Genomic DNA, 20,998 nt, shown 5'->3' on the forward strand with positions numbered 1-20,998 from the left:
ATGGACAACCAAGGTATGACCGTGATCGGAGGCGGCCTCGTCGGAGCGGCCATCGCCTACGGAGCGGTGCGGGCAGGCGTGAAGGTCCGCGTCCTCGATCAAGGGGACAACGCCTTCCGCGCCTCGCGGGGGAATTTCGGACTGGTCTGGCTGTCCAGCAAGGGCGGCAAGCTACCCCGCTATGCTCGCTGGACCCGCGACGCCATCAAGCTGTGGCCCGCTCTGCATAAGGAACTACTGGAACTCACCGGCGTCGATAGCGGCCTGCAGCAACCGGGTGGTTTCTGGCTGGGCTTCAGCGAGGCCGAGATCACCGCGCGCGCCTCGCTGCTGGAGAAGATCGACCGCGAGGCGGGAGATATTCCCTATAAGATGATGGAGCCCCGCGAGTTGCGGGAATACCTGCCCGGCATCGGACCGGCGGTGGTTGGTGGCAGCTTCGGTCCGCTCGACGGCCATGCCAACCCGCTGATGTTGCTCCATGCGCTGCATGCCGGGCTGAGGGAGAGGGGGGCGGACGTCATCTCCGGGGTTAGCGTCGGGGAAATCCGCCACGATTCTGACAAAGGCCGGTTTGAGATCGTCGCCACCGACGGGCAGAGCTGGAAGAGCGGACGGCTGGTGCTGGCCGCCGGGCTGGGGAACGCCAAGCTGGCACCGCAGGTCGGACTGCAGACCCCGATCACCACCACGCGGGGGCAGGTGCTGATTACCGAACGGTTGAAGCCGTTCCTGAAATATCCGACCAACAAAGCGCGACAGACGGCCGAGGGCAGCGTCCAGATCGGCTCCACCACCGAGGATGTCGGGCTGGACGACGGCACCACCACCGAGAAGATCGAGTGGCTGGCCCGCCGTGCGGTAGCCACCTTTCCAGCGCTGGCGCAGGCGCGGCTGGTGCGGGCCTGGGGAGCGCTGCGGCCGCTGACGCCAGACGGCTACCCTGTCTATCAGGCCTCGACCTCCTGCCCTGGCGCCTTCATCGCGATCTGCCACAGCGGCGTTACCCTGGCCTCCGCCCACAGCATGGTGATCGGACCTTGGATGGGCGGACTGACCGCCGCCCCGCCCGACTTCGATGTATTCCTGAGCGATCGCTTCGCCGACCCGAACAAGAGCTTCTCTCATGACCACTGAGGCACTGTTTTCAATTCCCCATACGGCGGTCGTGAAGACCGTCACGATCATAATCGACGGGAAATCCCTGACGGTGCCGGACGGCATCAGCGTGGCGGCGGCCCTGCTGGCAGGCGGGGTGCGCGATTTCCGCTCTACCGTGGTGGGTAAGGCGCCGCGGGCGCCCTACTGCATGATGGGCGTCTGCTTCGAGTGCCTGATCGAGATCGACGGCGTGCCGGCCCGGCAGAGCTGCCTCGTCCCGGTGCGCGACGGTATGCGGATCCGCCGACAGGACGGCGCGGCCGATCTCGTGACTGCCAACCTCGGAGACGTGGCATGAGTGAAGTCGTAGCGGATTTCGTGGTAATCGGCGCCGGCCCCGCCGGCATGGCGGCAGCGTGCGAGGCCAGATCGCACGGGCTGTCCGTCGTGCTACTGGACGAGCAGGCAGCCATCGGCGGACAGATCTACCGCGGCGTGGAGACCGCCCCCTCCGACCGGCTGGAGGTGCTGGGAAAGGATTATGCGGTTGGCCGCGACTTGACATCGGCGTTTTGCAGCAGCGGGGCTCGGCACGTCGGCGGCGCCACCGTCTGGAACGTGTCGACCGACGGCACCGTCGATTACGTGACCAATGGGTCGTCGGGCAAAGCGGTGGGCAAATATGTCCTGATCGCCAGCGGCGCCATGGAGCGGCCTTTCCCGATCCGCGGCTGGACGCTGCCTGGCGTCATGGGAGCGGGGGCGGCGCAAATCCTGCTTAAGGGGGCGGGAGCGCTGCCGAGCGGTCCGGTTGTCCTGGCCGGCTGCGGCCCGCTGCTCTATTTGCTCGCTTGGCAATATCTGCGGGCCGGGGCGTCGATCCGTGCGCTGGTCGATACGACCGACCGGTCTGCGCATCTGCACGCCGCCCGCTATGTCACAGGCGCCCTGCTAGGATGGCGCGACCTCGCCAAGGGGATCAAGCTGCTGGCAGCCCTGCGGCGTCACCGCGTGCCGGTCTATTCCGGCTGCACCGACTTGGCGGTCGAGGGCGAGTCGCGGGTCGAGGGGCTGTCGTTCCGCCATGGCGGCAAGCTGGTCCAGGTTCCGGCGTCACTGCTGCTGCTGCACCAAGGTGTCGTTCCCAATACGCAAATCAGTTGGTCGACCGGTTCCGCCCACCGTTGGAATGCGGAGCAGCTTTGCTGGCAGCCGGTTACCGACGTCTGGGGCCGGTTGGGCGAGACGTCCCTTTATGTCGCTGGCGACAGCCGCGCCATTGTCGGCGCACAGGCTTCAGCCGTGCAGGGCCGGCTGGCAGCGCTGGCCATCGCTGCCCGATTGGGTGCGGTGACCGACCTCGACCGCCGGGCCGCCCCCTTGCAGCGGGACTTCCGGCGCCACACCTCCATCCGCCCCTTCCTCGATTCCCTTTACCGGCCGCGGGACGAGAACCGCATCCCGCAGGATGGCGGCGTGCTGGTCTGCCGCTGCGAGGAGGTGACCGCCGCCCAAATCCGCCGCTACGTCGAGTTGGGCTGTCAGGGTCCCAACCAGACCAAGGCGTTTGGCCGCTGCGGGATGGGTCCGTGCCAAGGCCGGTTCTGCGGCCTGACGGTCACCGAACTGATCGCCGGGACCCGCGGCGTGCCGCCCGACGAGGTCGGCTATTACCGCATCCGGCCACCGATCAAGCCGGTCACGCTGGGCGAACTGACCCGGTAGATCGGTCCAGCTCCTGCCATTCTTCACTTAGCCGGACAGAACCCCATGCGCAACATCGTCTACATTCAGCCGAAGGAAAGAACCGTGAGCGATATCGTCCGTATTGAGACTGACAAGCGCCGCAGCCGTGCCGTCATTTACAACGGGATGGTCTTCATCGGCGGCCAGACCGCCGACGACCGCAGTCAGGACATCCGCGGCCAGACGCAACAGACCCTGGCCAAGATTGAGAAATTCCTCGCCCAAGCCGACACCGACAAGAGCCGCCTGTTGACCGCGCAAATCTGGATCAAGAACCTTGCCCGCGATTTCGATGCGATGAACGAGGTGTGGAACGCGTGGACCGCACCGAACGCGGCCCCGACCCGAGCCACCGCGCAGTGCGAGATGGGAGCTCCCGACGTGCTGGTGGAAATCATCGTCACGGCGGCAATAGCGCCTCCGACAGCCTGACCGGAGACAGGGCGTTTCAAAACCACTCCTCTCTCAGTGAGAAGAGCGCGATAGGTGTTAGGTATTCAAACCCGTTGAAAGCGGATGTTTCAGGACAATCGCCGAAGCGACCATTGAAATCTGTCTGGTGCTTATTGAAGCGCCAGACAGATTTTAGGTGTTTGGTCCCGGCGTTTAATGGTGCATCCCAACTGCAGGAATGGAAGGATGCACTATGGGCTAGGTCGAGCCCATGAACCGAACCCTCAAGGACACCACGGTCAAGCGCTTCTACCATGAAAGCCACGACCAGCTCCGGCAACATCTCACCGGCTTCGTGGCTGCTTACAACTTCGCACGCAGGCTCAAGACCCTGAAGGGGCTGACACCATACGAGTTCGTCTGCAGAGCTTGGCAGAAAGAACCCTCCAGCTTTACCCAAAACCCGCACCATCAAATACCGGGACTGAACACCTAGGGTCTGTCTGCTTGTGTCTGAATCGGGGTAGGGGCTCCCCAGGCAACGGGTTGGCTGAGTAGGAGGTCAACCATCATGGCACGTTCGTTCGAAGCCTATGGCGACGCATCGGAACCCTGCTGGAGCACTTCCACCCATGCAAGTGCGCCCGCATACATTGGACATGCGGGGTGCGCTTCTCCTTAAAATCAGACAGACTCTGAGCCTCCATGCCCGGTGCTGCGCGCCTCAAATCTGTGTTCGAGCAGCCCATATCGGGAATCGCCGCTTGACTCCTTACCGACCGGTCGGTAAGGTTGTGGTCACGGAGGTGGAAGGATGGTTCGCAAGAACGTTGCCATCAAATCGGTACCGCGCAGCGGCGATCCCGGCCGTGCGGACAACGTCCGCCAGATCATCTTCGAACGCGCCATAGAGCTGTTCGATGCCAAGGGTTTCCGCGGCACGTCCATGAACGACATCGCAGAAGCCTGCGGCGTCAGCAAGCCGGCGATCTATCACTACTTCCGCAGCAAGTCGCATCTGCTCGAGATGCTTTACGACAGCATAACCGCGGACTTCTTCCTGTCGATGGAGAAGCTCGCCCACTCGACCGAAGGCGCACGGGCAAGGCTGCGCCGTCTCGTCAGGCTCCAGACGCTTCACAACATCGAGAACCAGCGGTTCCTGACGATCTTCTGGCGCGAACGCCATGAGTTCGACGAACTGTCGCGCAAGGCCCTGGCCGCGCGCGAACGCGAGTTCGAAGCCTGGGTCACGCGCATCATCGAAGAAGGCAAGGCGTCGGGCGAGTTCCGCGACGTCGACGCCAGGACCGCCATGTTCGGCGTCCTCGGCCTTCTTTCCACGGTCCATCGCTGGGCCGCCTACGCGGGTCGCAACGCGGAAGACGTTGCGACCGACGTCGCCGACCTGCTGCTGGTCGGCATCATAAAAGAAAATGCGCCGAACGTGCGCTTCGAGGGAGAAGAGACGTGCAACTTCCAGAACTGCTCAAGGGGAAACGGATCCTAGTCACTGGCGCGGCCAGCGGGATAGGCGCCGGCGTCGCAAGAATCTGCGCCGGTGCCGGCGCCCGGGTGGCGATCTGCGACATCAACGGCGACGCCGCCAACGCACTGGCCGACGCGCTGTCTTCCGATGGCCCGTCCCACACCGCCCGGGTCTGCGACGTCTCGTCTGCGGCCTCGGTCGACGGCGCCTTCGCATCGACGGCCGAGGAATTCGGCGGGCTGGATGCGGTCGTCAACTGCGCCGGCATCTGGCACCCGACCAAGGACGGCCCCATCGCCCGCGTCGAGGATGAGCTCTGGGACCGGATGATCGCGGTCAATCTCACCGGTACCTTCTATGTCTGCCGCGCCGCCGTCCGGCTGATGGAAAGCCAGGGCGCCGGCAGCATCGTCACCATCGCCTCCGTGGCCGCCATCACCGGCTGGGAGAAGCTGAACGCCTATTCCGCCTCCAAGGGCGGCGTGCTGTCCTTCAGCCGGGCGCTGGCCGTGGAATGCGGCCCCAAGAACATCCGGGTCAACTGCATCTGCCCCGGCGTCATCGAAACGCCGATGACCGAGAAGGTGCTGGCCTATTCGAAACCCACGGTGCTGCCGATCGGCCGCATCGGCAGGCCGGACGACATCGCCAACACCGCCGCCTTCCTCTGCTCCGATTTCGCCAGCTTCACGACCGCCTCCACGGTCGTCGTCGACGGAGGGTTCAGTGCAGCATGACGGCGCGCAACCCGAAACCACCGGACTTCCCTACCTGCTGTCCGACATCGTCGCCGACAATGCCCGATGGGCCCCGGACCGCCCGGCACTGATCTTCAACGACCGGACCCTGACCTGGGCGGCCTTCGCCGATGCCGTCGCCACCCTTCAGCACGGGCTGGCGGAACAGGGGGTAACGCGCGGAAGCCGCGTCGCCGTGCTGGACCGGAACTCCGGCGACTATGTCCTGCTCGGCTACGCCCTGGCAGGAATGGGAGCGGTGCTGGTGCCGGTCAACATGTGGCTGCGCCCGGCGGAAATCTCCTACATCCTCAACAACTGCCAGCCGCTGCTGCTGGTCGTCGGCAGCGAATTCCTCGCCGCCGCCGCGCAGGCGATCGATCCCCTGCCGGAAAAACCGCGGCTGGTCCTGCGCGGCACCGCCACGGACGGCCAGCCGGGGAGCGCGCCCGGTGGCATCTCCTGGCATGACCTGCTCGACGGGCCGTGGCGCAAGCAGGTGTCGCGGGCGAAGAGCTGGGACGATCCTCACCTGGTGCTCTACACCTCCGGCACCACCGGGCGGCCGAAGGGCGCCATCATTTCGCACCGCAGATCCGTCCTCGATGCGCTGAACGCGTTGCCGGTCTTCGGTATCAGGCGGTTCGAACGCTTCTTCTGCTACATGCCGCTGTTCCATACCGGCGCCTGGGATTACCTGAAGCTCTATTTCATGCAGCGCGGTGCCGCCGTGATCGCCGAACGGTTCGAGGCGGAGAGCGCAGTCGCACAGATCGAGCGGCACCGCTGCAACGGCATGTTCGGGGTTCCCCTGGTGCTGCGTCAGATGGTCGAGAGCCGGGCATGGGAGCGCGCCGACCTCTCGTCGATGCGGCTGATCGCCTACGCCAACTACGATCCCTCCACGCTGATCCTGCGGATCGTCGAGGCCTTCCGCGAGCGGGGGGCCGTCGATCTCGGCATCGCCAACGCCTACGGGCTGACGGAAGGCGGCCCCTACATCTGCATCAACCGGCCCGAAGACGCGCTGAAACGGCCGTTGTCGATCGGCGTCCCGGTTCCCGGCCTGCAGGTGGCGCTGCTCGACGAGCGGATGGCGGAGGTGCCTCAGGGTGAACTGGGCGAGATCTGCGTGCGCGGCCCGGCGCTGATGAGCGGCTACCTGAACCGGCCGGAAGCGACGGCCGACGCCTTCGCCGGCGGCTGGCTCCACACCGGCGACCTGGGGCGCGTCGACGAGGACGGTTTCGTCTATCTGGTGGACCGCAAGAAGGACATGATCCGCTCCGCCGGCGAGAACGTCTTCGCCAAGGAGGTCGAACTGGTGCTGATCGGCCATCCCGACGTGCGGGAATGCGCGGTCTTCGGCATGCCCGACGACGATTACGGCGAACGCGTCGTCGCCGCGGTGGTCAGGAACGACGCCAGCGACGTTTCCGCCGAAACGCTCATCGCCCATGTCCGCCAGACCATCGCCGGGTTCAAGGCGCCCCGGCAGGTGATCTTCCTGGACGATCTGCCGAAGACGCCGGCGGGGAAGATCAAGAAGCACGAGATCAAGAAGAGCCTGGCCCAGCCGGCCACCTGAGGAAAATCAGGATAGCGCCTCGAGCACTCGCCTCAAGCAATGTCATGGGGAGGAACCGCAATGGAAAAATTGCGTTCAGGTCGCGCGACATGCCTGATCCTGGGCCTGATCCTGGGTTTGGGCACCCTGCCTGCAGGTGCCGGCCGCGCGTCGGCGGCCGACGAAATCGTCATCGGCGAAATCCATCCGATCACCGGCCCCGCCACCTTCTACGGGCTGCCGGAAAGCCGCGGCATCCAGCTTGCCGCGGACCGGATCAACAAGGCCGGCGGCGTCACGCTCGGCGGCAAGTCCTACCAGATCCGCATCGCGACCGAGGACGACCAGGCCAGCCCGACCACGGGGGTCGCCGCATTGCGCAAGCTGGTATCGGCCGATGTCCGCTTCATCATCGGTCCGCTGGCCAGCGGCGTCGCCCCGGCCCTGAAGCCGATCATCGAGCGCAACGACAAGCTGACCCAACTGATCGACGGCACGATTGCCGACGACATGACGAACGGCAAGAACATCTTCCGCAACCAGGCCACGGCGAGCGGGTACAACGTCGCGGTCGTGAAGCTGTTCTCCGCCAGGAAATACAAGTCGGTCGCCATGATGACCGACAGGTTCCATGCCGGTTTCATGAACTCGCAGAAGACCCTGGCGGCAGACCTGAAGGGCCTCGGCGTGACCACCGCCAGCGAGGATTTCTACAAGCTCGGCGATACCGACTTCTCGGCGACCCTGACCAACCTGCGCGGCCGGAACGTCGACGTGCTGCTGATCCGCGGCTACCCGGCGGAGGGTGCGCTCATCACCAAGCAGGCCCGGCAGCTCGGCTTTTCCGGGCAGGTGGTCTGGGAAATGGTCTCGCCGCCCTCGACCGTCCTGAAGAACATCCCGGCAGCGGAGATGGAGGGCGTGTTCAACTGCATCCCGCTGACCACCGAGGACTACGTCAAGCTCGGAGACGAGAAGGCGAAGGCGCTCGACCAAGCCTATCGCGGGCGCTTCAACGAGGGGCCGGGGGAATTGACGGCGTTGAGCTATGACGCCGTGTACATCTTCAAGGCCGCCTTCGAGAAGGCCGGTTCGCTGGACAATGCCGCCGTCAACAAGGCGATGGCGGCCCTCAAGGTTGCCGACATCCCCGAACTCGTGACCCGCTATACGCCGCAACCCGACGGGCGGCTGTTCGCATCGGACGGCCAAGTCGACCTGCGCGGCGAGGTCAGCGTCTGGCGCGGCGAAGGCTGGGAGCCAGCCTCGCTCAAGGATTGAGGATCGGCGGTCGTTGCCGGCGCCCTTCCCCGGGCACCTCCCGGGGATCGCCGTCGCGACGCGACCGCCCGCGTTCCGCGACCTTCAAAAATTCAAACCGTTCGGAGGCGAGCCAAGATGCTTGAGCTCCTGCCACAGCAACTGGCCAACGGGCTGGCCCTCGGCAGCACCTACGCCCTCGTGGCGATGGGGCTGACGCTGATCTTCGGGGTGCTTCTCATCCCCAACTTCGCGCACGGCGAATTCTACATGCTGGGCGCCTTCATCACCTACGCGCTGGTGGCGTCGGGACTGAACTTCTGGCTTGCCATGGCGGCCGCCGTGGTCCTGGTGACGGGGATCGGCTGGATCGTCGATCGGGTCGTCTTCCAGCCGATCGGCTCGGCCCCCGGACACAGTGCGGCCCAGGGTTCGGGCCTGAGCATGATGATCTCCGCGCTGGCCGGATCGATCATCCTGCAGCAGGTCGCCACGATCATTTGGGGGACCGAGGCGCGGACGATCCCCGCGCCCATGACCGGCGTGATCCAGACCCCGTATTTCACCATCACCGCCCTTCAGCTCACCGTCATCGGGACGCTGACCGCCGCCTGGATCGCGGTGTGGCTGGTGCTGCACCGGTCTCGCCTGGGTCTGGCGATCCGGGCGACGTCGCAGAACCGGGATGCCGCCCTGCTGATGGGCATCAGCATGACGCAGGTCCGGCTCGCCACCTTCGGCATCGGCGCCGCCCTGGGGGCCGTCGCCGGCGCCCTGCTCGGGGCCACCTTCCCCATCTACCCGTCGATGGGAGTGACGCCGGTCCTGAAGGCGTTCGTCGTCCTGGTCATCGGCGGCATCGGCAGCCTGCCGGGGGCGATCGCCGGAGGGCTCGTGCTCGGGATGGTCGAAGTGATGGTCGCCGGCTACGGCGCCAGCCAGTTCCAGGACATCGGCACCTTCGTGATCCTGGTCGCGGTCCTGCTGATCAGGCCGCAGGGGCTCTTCGGACGCGCGCAGGTGGAACGATGATGGACCCCCTCGCCTCCTCCCGCCATGGCTTCATCCGCACGGTCGCCGCCGCCTCCGCCATGCTCGTCGCGGCCTGCGCCGTATCGCTCCAACTCAACGACTATTATCTCTACGTCGTCACCATCGGCGCCATCTTCGCCGTGCTCGCCGTTTCCTTCGACGTGCTGCTCGGCTACACGGGCTACCTGTCGCTGGCGCATGGGGCGCTCTACGGGCTCGGGGCCTACATCTGTGCCGTGCTGACGGCGCGGCATGGACTGCCCTTCTGGGCGGCCCTGCCCGTGGCAGGCCTGGCCACCGGAGCGGCCGGCGCCTTGGTCGCCCTGCTCTCGTTCCGGACGCGGGGCCTCTACTTCGCGGTACTGACCCTCGGCATCGGGCTCGTCGGGCACCAGCTCTTCCTGGTCTTCGACCAGGTCACCGGCGGTGTCGGCGGCTTCGTCGGCATCCCGGGGCCGGAACAGCCGGCATGGCTGCCGGTGTCGCCGGTGGCCTATGCCGCGCTGCTGGCGCTCGCGCTGTTGTGGGTGACCTTCGTCGCCGCCTCGCTGTTCGTCCGCTCCAAGCTCGGCGCGGCCTGCCTGGCGGTCCGCGAGGACATCACGCTGGCGCGGGCGCTCGGCATCCGCGTCGCGGCGGCGCGCCTGTCGGCCTTCGCCTTCAGCGCGACCTTCGCAGGTCTGGCGGGGGCGCTGTTCGCCGCCATCTCCAGCTTCATCGCCCCGGAGAGCTTCACCGTGCTCGGCACCGGCTTCCAACTGGTGGCGCTGGTGGTGGTCGGCGGCATGGGGACGCTGTGGGGACCCGTCGTCGGCGCCATTCTGCTGACGGCCCTGCCCGAGGCGCTGCGCGTCGCGTCGACCTACAGCCTGCTGGCCTATGGTGTGCTGCTGCTGGTCTGCGTGATCTTCGCACCGAAGGGCATCGCCAGCCTGATCTCGGCGGCGGTCCGGCGGTTCCGCGGAAAGTCCAAGCCGGCGCCCGACCCCGCGCGCCTCCGCCGGGAGGCCACGCCATGAGCCTGCTTCGCATCAACGGCGTGGAAGCACGCTTCGGCGGCGTCGTCGCCCTGGCGGGCGTCACCCTCGACATCCCGGAAGGCGTCATCTTCGGCCTGATCGGCCCGAACGGCGCCGGGAAGACGACGCTGATCAACGTCGTCTCGGGCTTGGTCAAGCCGACCGCCGGCTCGATCACCTTCGGGGCGGAAGCCGGCGGCCCCTGGCCGATCGCAAGCGCGGTGTCGCGCGGCATCGTCCGCACCTTCCAGCAGACGAGGGCGTTCCTCGGCCTGACGGTACGGGAGAACCTGCGCATCGCCGCCGTTTCCTCCCCGGATCCGGCCTGCATCGAGGAGCTGGTCGACGCCTGCGGGCTGGCTCCGGTCCTCGACCGCGTCGCCGGGGACTTGCCCTATGCGACGCTCCGCCATCTGGGCATCGCGCTGGCCCTGGCCCTGAAGCCCAGGCTGCTGCTGCTGGACGAACCGGCGGTCGGCTTGGCCGAGGAGGAGGTCGAGCGGCTCGGCGCCCTGGTGCGGCGCTGGCACGCCGGGGGCATCACCGTCCTGCTGGTCGAGCACAACGTCCGCTTCCTGATGGAGATGTCGGACCGTGTCGCCGTTCTCGACCGCGGCGCCGTGCTCTTCGTCGGAACGCCGGCCGAATGCCAGGACCGGCAGGAAGTCATCGACGTCTATCTGGGCAGGAGGCAGGCCGATGCTGCGGATTGACGGACTGAGCGCCGGATATGGCCGCCTGGAGGTTCTCCACGCCGTCAGCTTCACGGTTGAGCGCGACCTGCCGACGGTCATGCTCGGGGCGAACGGCGCGGGCAAGACGACGCTCTGCCGCGTGATCTCCGGCCTGATCCCGGCACGGGCCGGCGGCATCGTCCTCGACGGCGCCGACATAACGAGGCTCAGCCCGGCGGAACGGGTCCGGGCCGGCATCGCCCTGGTGCCGGAAGGCCGGCAGGTCTTTCCCGACATGACGGTGCGGGAGAATCTCAGGCTCGGCGCCTATGTTCACGGGGAACCCGGCCGCACCGGCTTCGACGCGGTGTTCGCCATGTTCCCCATCCTGGCCCAACGCCAGAACCAGCGCGCCGGGCTGCTGTCCGGCGGCGAGCAGCAGATGCTGGCGCTGGCGCGGGCGCTGATGTCGCGCCCCCGCCTGCTGCTCCTGGACGAGCCGAGCCAGGGCCTCGCCCCCAAGGCGGTCGCGCTGATCGCCGAAACCGTCAACCGGATCGCGGCCACGGGCGTCGGCGTCCTGCTGGTCGAACAAAATCTCATCCTCGCCCAGGCCATAGCCCGCCACGCGGTGGTGCTGGAGACAGGGACCTGCGTCGCCGACGGCCCCGCCGGCGACCTTTTGGCCGGCGGGGCCGTCGCGGACAGCTATCTCGGAAAAACACGGAGGCACCGACATGTCGTTTGAGAACCGTTTCGTCAAAGTGGAAGTCGATCGCGGGCTTGCCGTCGTCACGCTCGACCGGCCGTCGGCAAACGCCGTCAGCCTGGAGGTCTATGACGAGCTCCGCCGCACCTTCCATCGCCTGCACGAGGATTCGTCGATGCGCGTGGCGGTCTTCACCGGTGCCGGCAAGGTCTTTTGCGGCGGCAACGACGTCAACGACTTCGTCGACCTCGATTTCGACCAGGCGACCGAATATCTGGCCCATGTCCGCCTGACCTTCAACGCCATGTACGACTGCGGCATCCCGATCATCGGCTCGATCAACGGCGCCGCGGTCGGCACCGGCATCGTGCTGTCGACGCTGTGCGACGTCAGGATCGCATCGGAGCGCGCGGTGTTCGCCTTGCCGGAGATCGACGTCGGCGTGCTCGGCGGCTCGCGCCACGTCATGCGGCTGGCCGGACAGGGCATGACGCGGCTGATGATGTACACCGGACGCCGCATCAAGGCCCAGGAGGCGCTGCGCGCCAATCTCGTCGACCAGGTGGTCAGCCCCGACGAGCTCATGCCGACCGCGATGCGGCTGGCCGAGGAAATCGCCGAGAAGAGCCCGCCGGCAATCCGGCTCGCCAAGCAGGGGCTGAACAGGACCGAGATGATGAACCTCAAGGAAGGGTACGAATTCGAATGCACCCTGACCGCCGCCGTCCGCCGCACGCCGGAGGCCAAGGAGGGCGCGCTGGCGTTCCTTGAGAAGCGGCGCCCAGCCTATGCCGACCGGGGGTGACGCGATGTTCAGGGTCGAACGCGACGCGGACATCGCCATTGTCCGGCTCGACAATCCACCGGTGAACGCCGTCCGCTTCGATCGCTGGCGGGACCTGCCGCCGCTGATCGAGGGGCTGGAACGCGACGGCATCGCGGCCATGGTGTTCACCGGGCTTCCGCACCGGCATTTCTGCGGCGGCAACGACTTCCGGGAGTTCGCCTCCCTGACGCCGGACCAGACCCTGGCGGGGACGGCCGCCGTGCGCGATGCGTTGCGGGCCGTCCACGACAGCCCGGTGCTCGCCATCGCCGCCCTTCACGGGGCGGCGGTCGGCAGCGGGTTCATGCTGGCCTGCGCCTGCGACCTGCGCCTGGCCACGGCGGATGCCAAGCTTGGACTGCCCGAGGTCAAGGTCGACGCCTTCGGCGGCTACCGCATCGTGCGCGAGGTGCTTGCCAAGGGCGAGGCCCGCATGCTTGCGCTCACCGGCAATTCGATGAGCGGGACGCGCGCCCACCAGATCGGCCTCGTCCAGGAACTGGGACCCGGTCCGGAGGGCGTGTTGGATCGGGCGGTCGAGGTCGCCCATGAACTGGCGGGCACGCTGAAAGGAAAGATGCGCGCCGGGATCAAGGCCACCCTCAACCGCGAGGACGAGCTGGATCTCTGGACCGCCTACGACCTGGAGCGCGACTTCGCCTCGGCCGTCATGGGACAGGCAATGAGCGAGGCGGCGGCTCCGGGCGGCTGACGGAACCTGGCGAAGGGTCCGGCGCCGAATGCCGAACCCTCCGCCGCCCGCCTGCGAACGCACCGGGCCGATGCAAGCCTGCGGCGGCCGCGGTCAAGCCCCCTGCCGGTTCTCGGGTTTGCGCGGATGACCGCTCACCAGGGCGTGGGCGGCTCGACCGGCGTCCTCGAACCAACTTGCATCGCGATGCACCAGCGACGCGGAAAAGGCGCCGTCGAGCAGGAGCAGGATCTGACGCGCGAGGGCTTGCGGGGTCTCGAAGCCGGCCTGGTCCATTTCGCCCGCAAGCCATGAGGCGAAGGCGCTCTTGTGACGCGCGCCGATCCTCACCGCCGGGTGGCCCGGCATGGCGGCGAGTTCTGCGGTCGTCCGCAGGAAACCGCAGCCCTTCCATTTCGGATGGCGCGCGCTCCGGGCAAGACCGGCAAAGATGGCCGAGACCTTCTCCGCCGCCCCGCCCTCCGCGGCGGCGAACCAGCCTGCCATCAGCTTCAGGTTGGGCTGGTCGCGCGCCTCCAGGTAGGCCGCGACGAGTTCGTCCTTACTCTCGAAGTGATAGTAGAGCGTGCGCTTGGTGATGCCGGCCTTCTCGGCGACCGCATCGACGCTGACGCGCCCGATCCCCTCCGAATAGAAGAGCTTGGAGGCGGCCATGTCGGAGTGTGTCCTGAAGGAGATCGACGGAGCGGTCGCGACGCTGACCCTCAACCGCCCGGAGAAGCTGAACGCCCTCAATTACGAAACCATCGACGCCCTGCTCCTCCGCCTCGACGAGATCGAGAGCGATCACCGGGTGCGCGGGGTGATCCTCACCGGAGCCGGGCGCGCCTTCTCCGCCGGCGGCGACATTCCCGAATTCTCGCAGTCCGTGGCGGAAAGCCCGGAAACGGCGCTCCGCGACTTCGTGGCGCGCGGCCAGCGGCTCACCGCCCGCATCGAGGCATTCCGCAAGCCCATCGTGGCCGCGGTCAACGGCCTCGCCTACGGCGGCGGCTGCGAGGTGACGGAAGCCGCTCCACTCGCCATCGCCAGCGACCGTGCGGTCTTCGCCAAGCCCGAGATCCGCCTCGGAATGCCCCCTACGTTCGGCGGCACCCAGCGCCTGCCGCGGTTGGCCGGACGCAAGCGGGCCATGCAGTTGCTGCTCACCGGCGAGGCCTTCCCGGCCGTCCGGGCACTGGAACTGGGCCTCGTCAATGCGATCGCTCCCCACGAGGATCTGCTGCCGGCGGCGCGGACCTTGCTGGACCGCATTTTCGTCCATTCGCCGCTCGCGATCGCCACCATCCTCACGGCGGTGACGCGCGGCATCAATTTGCCCATCGCCGAAGGACTGCTGGTGGAAGCGGAGCAATTTGCCCGCATAGCGCCGACCGCCGACCTGCGCGAAGGTCTCGACGCGTGGGTGTCCAGGCGCGATCCCCACTACCCCGGCCTCTGGTCCGCCACGCCGGAACGCCGAGCCTGACCGTCTATGCCGTGTGGTCCGATCGTCCATTCCCATGCTTGTAGGTTGCACCTCGTGCCGTGTCGTATGGTTGAGGTCGCCACGAAGCCGGGAGCGGTGTCATGACCGAGAGCAACCTTTCAGCCATCTACCATGGATACATTTCCTGCCTGAACGCCCGGGATTGGCCAAACCTGGGCAAATTTGTCGATGAGGGCGTTCACTACAACGGCAGCCGCATAGGGTTGGCCGGATATTGTGAGATGCTCGAAGCGGATTGCCGCGCCATCCCCGACCTTGCATTCAACATCGATCTGCTGGTTTGCGAACCGCCCCGCATCGCGAGCCGCCTGGCGTTCGACTGCACGCCGACGGGCATGCTGTTCGGCATGCCCGTCAACGGCAGGAGGGTCCGGTTTGCCGAGAATGTCTTCTACGAGTTCTTCGGCGATCGCATCAAGACCGTCTGGTCGATCATCGACAAGTCCGCCGTGGCATCTCAGATCTGAGGTCCCGGCGAACGTCCCCACACGGCCCCGGACGCCGTTCGGGCCGCGGTGGTAACGGATGTCCTCGGGATGGCGCAGCCGGCATCGCCGCCGGCTGCCATTCAGGTGGCATCGGGAAGGCGGGCGATGACCTTGATTTCGAAATCGAAGCCCGCCAGCCAATTCACCCCGACGGCGGTCCAGTTCGGATAGGGCGGACCGCCGATGACCTTGTCGCGCACGGCCATGATGGTCTCGAACTGGTTGGCCGGATCGGTGTGGAAGGTGGTGACGTCGATCACGTCGTCGAGGGTGCAGCCGGCGGCCTTGAGCACGGTCACCAGGTTTTCAAACGCCAACTGAACCTGCCGCTCGAAGACGGGCTCCGGGGATCCGTCGGCACGGCTGCCGACCTGACCCGAGACGAACAGCAGGTCGCCAGAGCGAATTGCCGCCGAATAACGGTGCTTTTCATAAAGTGCATGCCGGCTTTCCGGCACGATGGCCTCGCGTTTCGCCATTACCCTCTCCTTCGTTGCGAAATTGCGGCTGGTCGGTGACGGAGCCATCCGACGCCGTCGATTGCTGTCGTCGGCGCCATGGCGCGCCGCCCGCTTTCAGCTTCACAGTTCGGGCGCGTATTGATATACGCCTCGTATGTGGAGTGAAGCACGCATACGCATCGTATGTCAACTCACATGCGATGCGTATGTTCGAAGGAAGGAGTGGCGATGATGGCTGGCAAGCGGCGCTCGGAGATGATGGAGGAAACCCGCGCCAAGCTGATCGCGTCCGCGCGCAGGGCCTTTGCCGAAAAGGGCTATGCGGCCGCCTCGATGGACGAATTGACGGCCGAGGCCGGGCTGACGCGTGGAGCGCTCTATCACAATTTCGGTGACAAGCGAGGGCTGCTGCAGGCGGTGGTCGAGCAGATCGACGCGGAGATGGCGTCCCGGGCGCGCATGATCGGCAATCAGGCCGAGAATGATTGGGAAGGGCTGCTGGCGGAGGGCATCGCCTACATCGAGATGGCGTTGGAGCCCGAGGTTCAACGCATCGTTCTTCTCGACGGGCCGGCGTTCCTGGGCGATCCGTCGCGGTGGCCCAGCCAGAACAGTTGCCTGCAGACGACCCAGCAAAAGGTGGGGGACTTGATCGCACAAGGCGTCGTCAGGCCCGTCGATGGCGAGGCGGCCGCCCGGCTTCTCAACGGGGCGGCGCTGAACGCCGCGCTATGGGTGGCGGCCAGCGACCATCCGCAGGACGTCCTTGCCAAGGCGGTCGAGGCGTTTCGTGCCTTGGCCGGAGGGCTGCTGGCGCCGCCGGCTTGATGCCCGCATCCGCCATGGAATGGAGGCGCCTCTCGGCCTGGGAGGCCGGAAGCCTACGATAAAGTAAACAGGCCCGGAAGCCGGACCGAAGCCCTCTGGAGGCTCCTCTTCGCCTCAGGCGACCCTGTAGATTACTGTTCCCTCATGATCGACGGCCTTCGGCCGGAACCCTAATACCTAGGGATAGCTTTGGTTGGCCGGCAAATGCGGTAGGTTTTCGCTGCCTGCGCGAACCGACCGGGCATGCCCGCCCTGTGCGTCCGCAGCCGGCCATCCGGTGTCCAAGACCATCGGGTCCGAGGTGCGACCATCGGATCCGGAGGCCTCTTCCGATGCCAGACTTGAAGAGGATCATGACGATGCCCTCCCCTGCCTCCACTCCCGCGATCCGGCCGACCCTGGGCGTATCCCGCCGCACCATGCTTGCCGGGACGGCGGGCGCCATGGTGGCGGTTGCGGCATCCGGTGCAGCCGCCGCGGAACGCACGGCCAACGGCGCTGGATCACCGGCCCACAAACGCGAAGGGAAAAGAGACATGACGACCAAGACCGACGATGGATTCGTGAAGACCAAGGACGGCGTGTCGATCTACTACAAGGACTGGGGACCGAAGGATGCCCGGACCATCATGTTCCATCACGGCTGGCCGCTCTCGGCCGACGACTGGGATGCACAGATGCTGTTCTTCCTCGACCACGGTTTCCGGGTCGTCGCCCATGACCGCCGGGGACACGGCCGTTCCACCTCCACCGCCACCGGCAACGAGATGGACACCTATGCCGACGACGTCCTTGCCGTGGTCACCACGCTCGGCCTGAAGGACGTTATGCATGTCGGCCATTCCACCGGCGGCGGCGAGGTCGCCCGCTATCTCGGCCGCCACGGGACGTCGAGGGCCTCCAAGGCGGCGCTGCTTGGTGCCGTTCCGCCGATCATGGTCAAGACGGCCGCCAATCCCGGCGGGCTGCCGATCGAGGTGTTCGACGGCTTCCGCACGCAGGTCGCCACGAACCGCGCCCAGTTCTACAAGGACGTCCCGGCCGGCCCCTTCTACGGCTTCAACCATGACGGCGCCAAGGTATCCCAGGGCATCATCGACAATTGGTGGCGCCAGGGCATGATGGGCGGCTCGAAGGCGCAGTACGACTGCATCAAGGCGTTCTCGGAAACCGACTTCACCGACGACCTGAAGAAGATCGCCGTTCCGGTGCTGGTCATGCACGGCGACGACGACCAGATCGTGCCGATCGCCGATTCCGCGCTGCTCTCCTCCAAGCTGCTGCCCAACGCGACGCTGAAAGTCTACAAGGGCTTCCCGCACGGCATGGCGACCACCCATTCCGACGTCATCAACGCCGACCTGCTTGCGTTCTTCAATAGCTGACGCTGCGTTCCGAGGGGCTCCGGCCGGCGGCCGGAGCCCCTCGGGCTTCAACTCGCCGCTATTCCGCATGGCCTTCAGGAAGCCGCCGGACCGGCGGCAGCATGAAGGACGTGGCGCTTCCTCTGCGTGATCAGCCGTGACCAGCCACGGCGGTGAGGGAAGCGGCGAGGGAGTCGAGAAGGATATAGCCGTCGACGGGCTTGCCGAGGACCGCGCGCGCGCCGGCCGCCAGCGCCCGCGACCGGGTCGCTTCGTCGGCGTAGGACGTCATGAAGACGATGGGCGGGTGGCCGCCCGCCAGATTCAGGCAGTCCAGCAGGTCGAGGCCGGACAGGCCGGGCATCTGGACGTCCAGGACGATGCAGGCGATCCCGCCCAGATCGGCATGGGCGAGGAAATCCTCGGCCGAAGCGAAAGGCAGGCAACGGAAACCGGCGGACTGCAGCAGGTCGTCGAGCGCTTCGCGGATCGCCTGGTCGTCGTCGACGATAGCGATGAGCGGCGCCGGAGGCGCCCTTGTGACGGGGATGTGGGACACGGTGGCGTTGCCTCGACCGGATGATGGCGCCCGACCATGGCGCCGGACTGATCCTATCGGGAACCGCGCGAAAGGAACTACCACACCAACGTCTAGCCGGACATCCAGCCTGGACGCCGCCCTATTCCGGTCCCTCCGCCAGAAGTTCGGCCTTGCGCACGAGGTCGGCGAGCGTCCTCACCTGCATCTTCCGCATCACCTTGCCGCGATGAAGCTTGACCGTGACCTCGCTGATCCCGAGGTCCCCGGCGATCTGCTTGTTCATCCGTCCCCTCACCACCTCGACCATCACCTCGCGTTCGCGCGGCGTGAGCGTGGCGGCAAGGGTCTCGGCGCCGGCAGCCGTGGCGCGGTCGCGCCGATGCGCACGGTCGCGGTCGAGCGCGGTCGCCACGGCATCGAGCATATCCTGCTCGCGGAAGGGTTTGACCAGGAAATCCATGGCACCCGCCTTCATGGCGCGGACCGTCATCGGGACGTCGGCATAGCCCGTCATGAAGACCACGGGCAGCGTGATGCCAAGGGCGGCAAGGCGATCCTGGAACTCCAGCCCGCCCAGTCCGGGTAGGCGGACGTCGAGCACCAGGCAGCCCGGGCGGTCGGGCAGGTCGGCGACCGTCAATTCGGCGGCGGAACCGAAACCGCGGCTTTCGATTCCCACGCTCCGCAGGAGGTCGATCAACGCTTCGCGCATGCCCTCGTCATCATCGACGACGAGCACCAGCGGGTCGTCGGCCTTCCCGGCCATGGCGGATGCCGGTGTCGGGCATTCGGCTGTCGCGGCGGATATCGGCATGACGGTCAGTCCCCCTTTGCTGCGGCTGGCAATGTGAATTCGAAAATCGCCCCACCACCTGCGGCACCGCCGGCCTCGTCCAGGTTCCTTGCGGTCAACGCTCCCCCGAAGGATTCGATGGTCGACCGGCAGATGGCAAGCCCCATTCCCATGCCGTCGGGCTTGGTGGTGAAGAAGGGATCGAAGAGCCGGCCACGATCCTGGTCGTCGATGCCCGTCCCGCGATCGCCGACAGCCACCCGCACCTTGCCCGGTCCGGGCCTGTCGATGGTGACGGTCAGCTCGCGCGCCGCGGGCGCCGTGGCGGCCATGGCGTGCATCCCGTTGGTGAACAGGTTGATCAGCACCTGCTGCAGCCCGACGCGGTACGCCTTCACCGGGGGCAGGTCGGCAGCGAAGTCGGTGATCAGGGTGGCCGACGAGGCCGACAGCTCGCGCTCCAGCAACAGGATCACCTCCTCCACGAGCTGCGGCAGCTCTATCAGTTCGTCCCGCGCGGCCTCCTTCACCAGCACGCTCCGTGTCCGCTGCACGATCTCGCCGGCGCGCTTGCCGTCGCGGACCATGCGCTCGACAGTCTTCTCGGCGGCTTCGAGATCGGGCGGGTCGCGGCGCAGCCAGCGCAGGCACGTCTGGGCATTGAGGACGATGGCGCCCAGCGGCTGGTTCAGCTCGTGGGCGATGGAGGCCGACAGGGCGCCCATGGTGGCGGCCCGAGCGGCCCGGGCCAGTTCGGCCTGCGCCGCCAGCAGCGCCTCCTGCGTGCGCTCCCGCTGGGTGATGTCGACGACGCCGACCACCACCTGATCGAAGCCGAGGCCGTCGTCGGGGAAACTGATGCCCAGCAGCACGGCCAGCGGACGGCCGTCGAGGCCCGTCAGCTCAGCCCGACCCTCGAAGCGGTCCCGACCCTCGAACAGGGCATGCAGCACCTGGAGCAGGGCCGTGTCGCCGACCGGCAGGAAACGGTCGACCGGCCCCAGCACCTCGGTCCGGTCGGAGGCGCCCAGCAGTTCCACCGTCGCCTCGTTCACGTTGGTGGTGACGATATGCGCCGCCATCGCGCGGGCGAGGCCGGGGTTTGCCTGGGCATGGGCAAGGAAATCCGTCACGCCCCCCGCCCGCAACTCGTCCAGCGCCTGCTTGACGCCGGTGTAATCCTGCTCCCACAGGGAAACGCGCGCCTGCTCGAACATCGTGCGGTAGCGCTTCTCGCTGCGGGAAAGGGCGCCATAGGCGCTCACCAGCAACGCGCGGGCCTCGTGGTCGCGGCGCAGCAGCACGCTGGTGATGGCGATCGCCGCCAGCGAAACACCGCACCGCAGGATCGAGGACAGATCCATGCCGGTCCAGTGCGACGCAAGGAAGGACAGCACGGCCAGGAGGGCGCACCCCCCACCCGCCAGAAGGATCCCGGCCCGCGGCAGCGCGTTGGCCGCGAGCAGCAGGACCAGCACGTAGAGGACGGCGATGGCGCTTTCGATGTCGGTGAAGGTGTCGACGACGAAGACCAGCAGGGCGAGCGGCAGCGCCAGCAGCCCGAGCCGACGCTCGCTCTTCCGCCGGGCCGCCTGCGCCTGGCCAAAGCCTGCCACCATTCCCACGCTCCGAACTCTGCAAGATGCTCCACTTTACGGACATGCTATGCGTCGGCCCGGAGCGGTTCTTGAACAATCCGACGCCCGATTGAAAGATCGGATGCTCCGCTAAGCCAGACATACCTTGGTTTGATTGAGGAACGCACGGCC

Annotated in this window: 23 protein-coding genes and 1 pseudogene; 19 read left to right on the forward strand and 5 right to left on the reverse strand. The window is 66.8% G+C overall.

Going from position 1 to position 20,998, the window contains the following annotated elements; translation table 11 throughout:
* Positions 1–15 precede the first annotated feature (15 nt).
* The 15 genes and pseudogenes from J2850_RS16775 (at position 16) to J2850_RS16845 (ending at position 13,265) form a co-directional block, all read left to right on the forward strand.
* On the forward strand, positions 16–1,137 hold the full coding sequence (locus tag J2850_RS16775) for an NAD(P)/FAD-dependent oxidoreductase (protein ID WP_209983678.1): 1,122 nt from the start codon (positions 16–18) through the stop codon (positions 1,135–1,137).
* Positions 1,127–1,459, forward strand: a complete 333-nt coding sequence (locus J2850_RS16780) for a (2Fe-2S)-binding protein (RefSeq protein WP_209983680.1) — start codon at positions 1,127–1,129, stop codon at positions 1,457–1,459. The genes J2850_RS16775 and J2850_RS16780 overlap by 11 nt, the downstream gene beginning before the upstream one ends.
* Positions 1,456–2,826: an FAD/NAD(P)-dependent oxidoreductase gene (locus tag J2850_RS16785; protein ID WP_209983682.1), complete on the forward strand. Its 1,371-nt coding sequence runs from the start codon at positions 1,456–1,458 to the stop codon at positions 2,824–2,826. The genes J2850_RS16780 and J2850_RS16785 overlap by 4 nt, the downstream gene beginning before the upstream one ends.
* 45 nt (positions 2,827–2,871) lie before the next feature.
* Positions 2,872–3,279, forward strand: a complete 408-nt coding sequence (locus tag J2850_RS16790; protein ID WP_211113955.1) for a RidA family protein — start codon at positions 2,872–2,874, stop codon at positions 3,277–3,279.
* Between the two features lie 223 nt (positions 3,280–3,502).
* Positions 3,503–3,736 (forward strand): annotated as a pseudogene (locus tag J2850_RS16795) (IS3 family transposase); the annotation flags it as partial.
* Between the two features lie 318 nt (positions 3,737–4,054).
* Positions 4,055–4,750, forward strand: coding sequence for a TetR/AcrR family transcriptional regulator (locus J2850_RS16800; RefSeq protein ID WP_209983684.1), 696 nt, complete (start codon positions 4,055–4,057; stop codon positions 4,748–4,750).
* Entirely contained in the window at positions 4,711–5,466 is a 756-nt protein-coding gene (locus J2850_RS16805; RefSeq protein WP_209983686.1) for an SDR family NAD(P)-dependent oxidoreductase, read from the forward strand. The genes J2850_RS16800 and J2850_RS16805 overlap by 40 nt, the downstream gene beginning before the upstream one ends.
* On the forward strand, positions 5,456–7,054 hold the full coding sequence (locus tag J2850_RS16810) for a class I adenylate-forming enzyme family protein (RefSeq protein ID WP_209983687.1): 1,599 nt from the start codon (positions 5,456–5,458) through the stop codon (positions 7,052–7,054). The genes J2850_RS16805 and J2850_RS16810 overlap by 11 nt, the downstream gene beginning before the upstream one ends.
* 60 nt (positions 7,055–7,114) lie before the next feature.
* A complete protein-coding gene (locus tag J2850_RS16815) occupies positions 7,115–8,314 on the forward strand; it encodes an ABC transporter substrate-binding protein (RefSeq protein WP_209983689.1) in 1,200 nt (399 codons plus the stop codon).
* Between the two features lie 117 nt (positions 8,315–8,431).
* A complete protein-coding gene (locus J2850_RS16820; RefSeq protein ID WP_209983691.1) occupies positions 8,432–9,325 on the forward strand; it encodes a branched-chain amino acid ABC transporter permease in 894 nt (297 codons plus the stop codon).
* Positions 9,322–10,344 (forward strand): branched-chain amino acid ABC transporter permease, encoded by a 1,023-nt coding sequence (locus J2850_RS16825; RefSeq protein ID WP_246513144.1) that lies wholly within the window; start codon positions 9,322–9,324, stop codon positions 10,342–10,344. Before J2850_RS16820 ends, J2850_RS16825 begins: the two co-directional genes overlap by 4 nt.
* Complete coding sequence (locus tag J2850_RS16830; RefSeq protein ID WP_209983693.1) at positions 10,341–11,057, forward strand: ABC transporter ATP-binding protein; 717 nt, start codon at positions 10,341–10,343, stop codon at positions 11,055–11,057. The genes J2850_RS16825 and J2850_RS16830 overlap by 4 nt, the downstream gene beginning before the upstream one ends.
* A complete protein-coding gene (locus J2850_RS16835; protein WP_209983696.1) occupies positions 11,044–11,766 on the forward strand; it encodes an ABC transporter ATP-binding protein in 723 nt (240 codons plus the stop codon). Before J2850_RS16830 ends, J2850_RS16835 begins: the two co-directional genes overlap by 14 nt.
* Entirely contained in the window at positions 11,756–12,532 is a 777-nt protein-coding gene (locus tag J2850_RS16840) for an enoyl-CoA hydratase-related protein (RefSeq protein ID WP_209983699.1), read from the forward strand. The genes J2850_RS16835 and J2850_RS16840 overlap by 11 nt, the downstream gene beginning before the upstream one ends.
* Positions 12,533–12,536: 4 nt before the next feature.
* Positions 12,537–13,265, forward strand: a complete 729-nt coding sequence (locus J2850_RS16845) for an enoyl-CoA hydratase/isomerase family protein (RefSeq protein ID WP_209983700.1) — start codon at positions 12,537–12,539, stop codon at positions 13,263–13,265.
* A 93-nt stretch (positions 13,266–13,358) separates the two neighbouring features.
* On the opposite strand, the gene J2850_RS16850 is transcribed toward J2850_RS16845, so the two are convergent.
* On the reverse strand, positions 13,359–13,919 hold the full coding sequence (locus tag J2850_RS16850; RefSeq protein WP_209983702.1) for a TetR/AcrR family transcriptional regulator: 561 nt from the start codon (positions 13,917–13,919) through the stop codon (positions 13,359–13,361).
* Here J2850_RS16850 and J2850_RS16855 point away from each other — a divergent pair.
* Both J2850_RS16855 and J2850_RS16860 read left to right on the forward strand, forming a co-directional pair.
* On the forward strand, positions 13,918–14,733 hold the full coding sequence (locus tag J2850_RS16855) for a crotonase/enoyl-CoA hydratase family protein (protein WP_209983705.1): 816 nt from the start codon (positions 13,918–13,920) through the stop codon (positions 14,731–14,733). The genes J2850_RS16850 and J2850_RS16855 overlap by 2 nt on opposite strands.
* 101 nt (positions 14,734–14,834) lie before the next feature.
* Positions 14,835–15,221, forward strand: a complete 387-nt coding sequence (locus J2850_RS16860; RefSeq protein ID WP_209983707.1) for an ester cyclase — start codon at positions 14,835–14,837, stop codon at positions 15,219–15,221.
* A 101-nt stretch (positions 15,222–15,322) separates the two neighbouring features.
* On the opposite strand, the gene J2850_RS16865 is transcribed toward J2850_RS16860, so the two are convergent.
* Entirely contained in the window at positions 15,323–15,721 is a 399-nt protein-coding gene (locus J2850_RS16865; RefSeq protein ID WP_209983709.1) for a RidA family protein, read from the reverse strand.
* 210 nt (positions 15,722–15,931) lie between these two features.
* On the opposite strand from J2850_RS16865, the gene J2850_RS16870 reads away from it, so the two are divergent.
* Positions 15,932–16,531, forward strand: a complete 600-nt coding sequence (locus tag J2850_RS16870) for a TetR/AcrR family transcriptional regulator (RefSeq protein WP_246513145.1) — start codon at positions 15,932–15,934, stop codon at positions 16,529–16,531.
* 536 nt (positions 16,532–17,067) lie between these two features.
* Complete coding sequence (locus J2850_RS16875) at positions 17,068–17,916, forward strand: alpha/beta fold hydrolase (RefSeq protein ID WP_246513146.1); 849 nt, start codon at positions 17,068–17,070, stop codon at positions 17,914–17,916.
* Positions 17,917–18,046: 130 nt separating this feature from the next.
* Here the strand turns inward: J2850_RS16875 and J2850_RS32105 are convergent, their stop codons facing one another.
* The 3 genes from J2850_RS32105 to J2850_RS16890 form a co-directional block, all read right to left on the reverse strand.
* A complete protein-coding gene (locus J2850_RS32105) occupies positions 18,047–18,454 on the reverse strand; it encodes a response regulator transcription factor (protein ID WP_307354449.1) in 408 nt (135 codons plus the stop codon).
* A gap of 121 nt (positions 18,455–18,575) precedes the next feature.
* The gene (locus tag J2850_RS16885; RefSeq protein ID WP_246513147.1) at positions 18,576–19,250 is read right to left on the reverse strand and encodes a response regulator transcription factor; all 675 of its coding nucleotides are present in this window, start codon (positions 19,248–19,250) and stop codon (positions 18,576–18,578) included.
* A 5-nt stretch (positions 19,251–19,255) separates the two neighbouring features.
* Positions 19,256–20,848 carry a sensor histidine kinase gene (locus J2850_RS16890; RefSeq protein ID WP_209983711.1) on the reverse strand — a complete coding sequence of 531 codons (1,593 nt, stop codon included), beginning with the start codon at positions 20,846–20,848 and terminating at the stop codon, positions 19,256–19,258.
* Between the last annotated feature and the right edge of the window lie 150 nt (positions 20,849–20,998).

Source organism: Azospirillum picis, assembly GCF_017876115.1.
Taxonomy (GTDB): Bacteria; Pseudomonadota; Alphaproteobacteria; order Azospirillales; family Azospirillaceae; genus Azospirillum; species Azospirillum picis.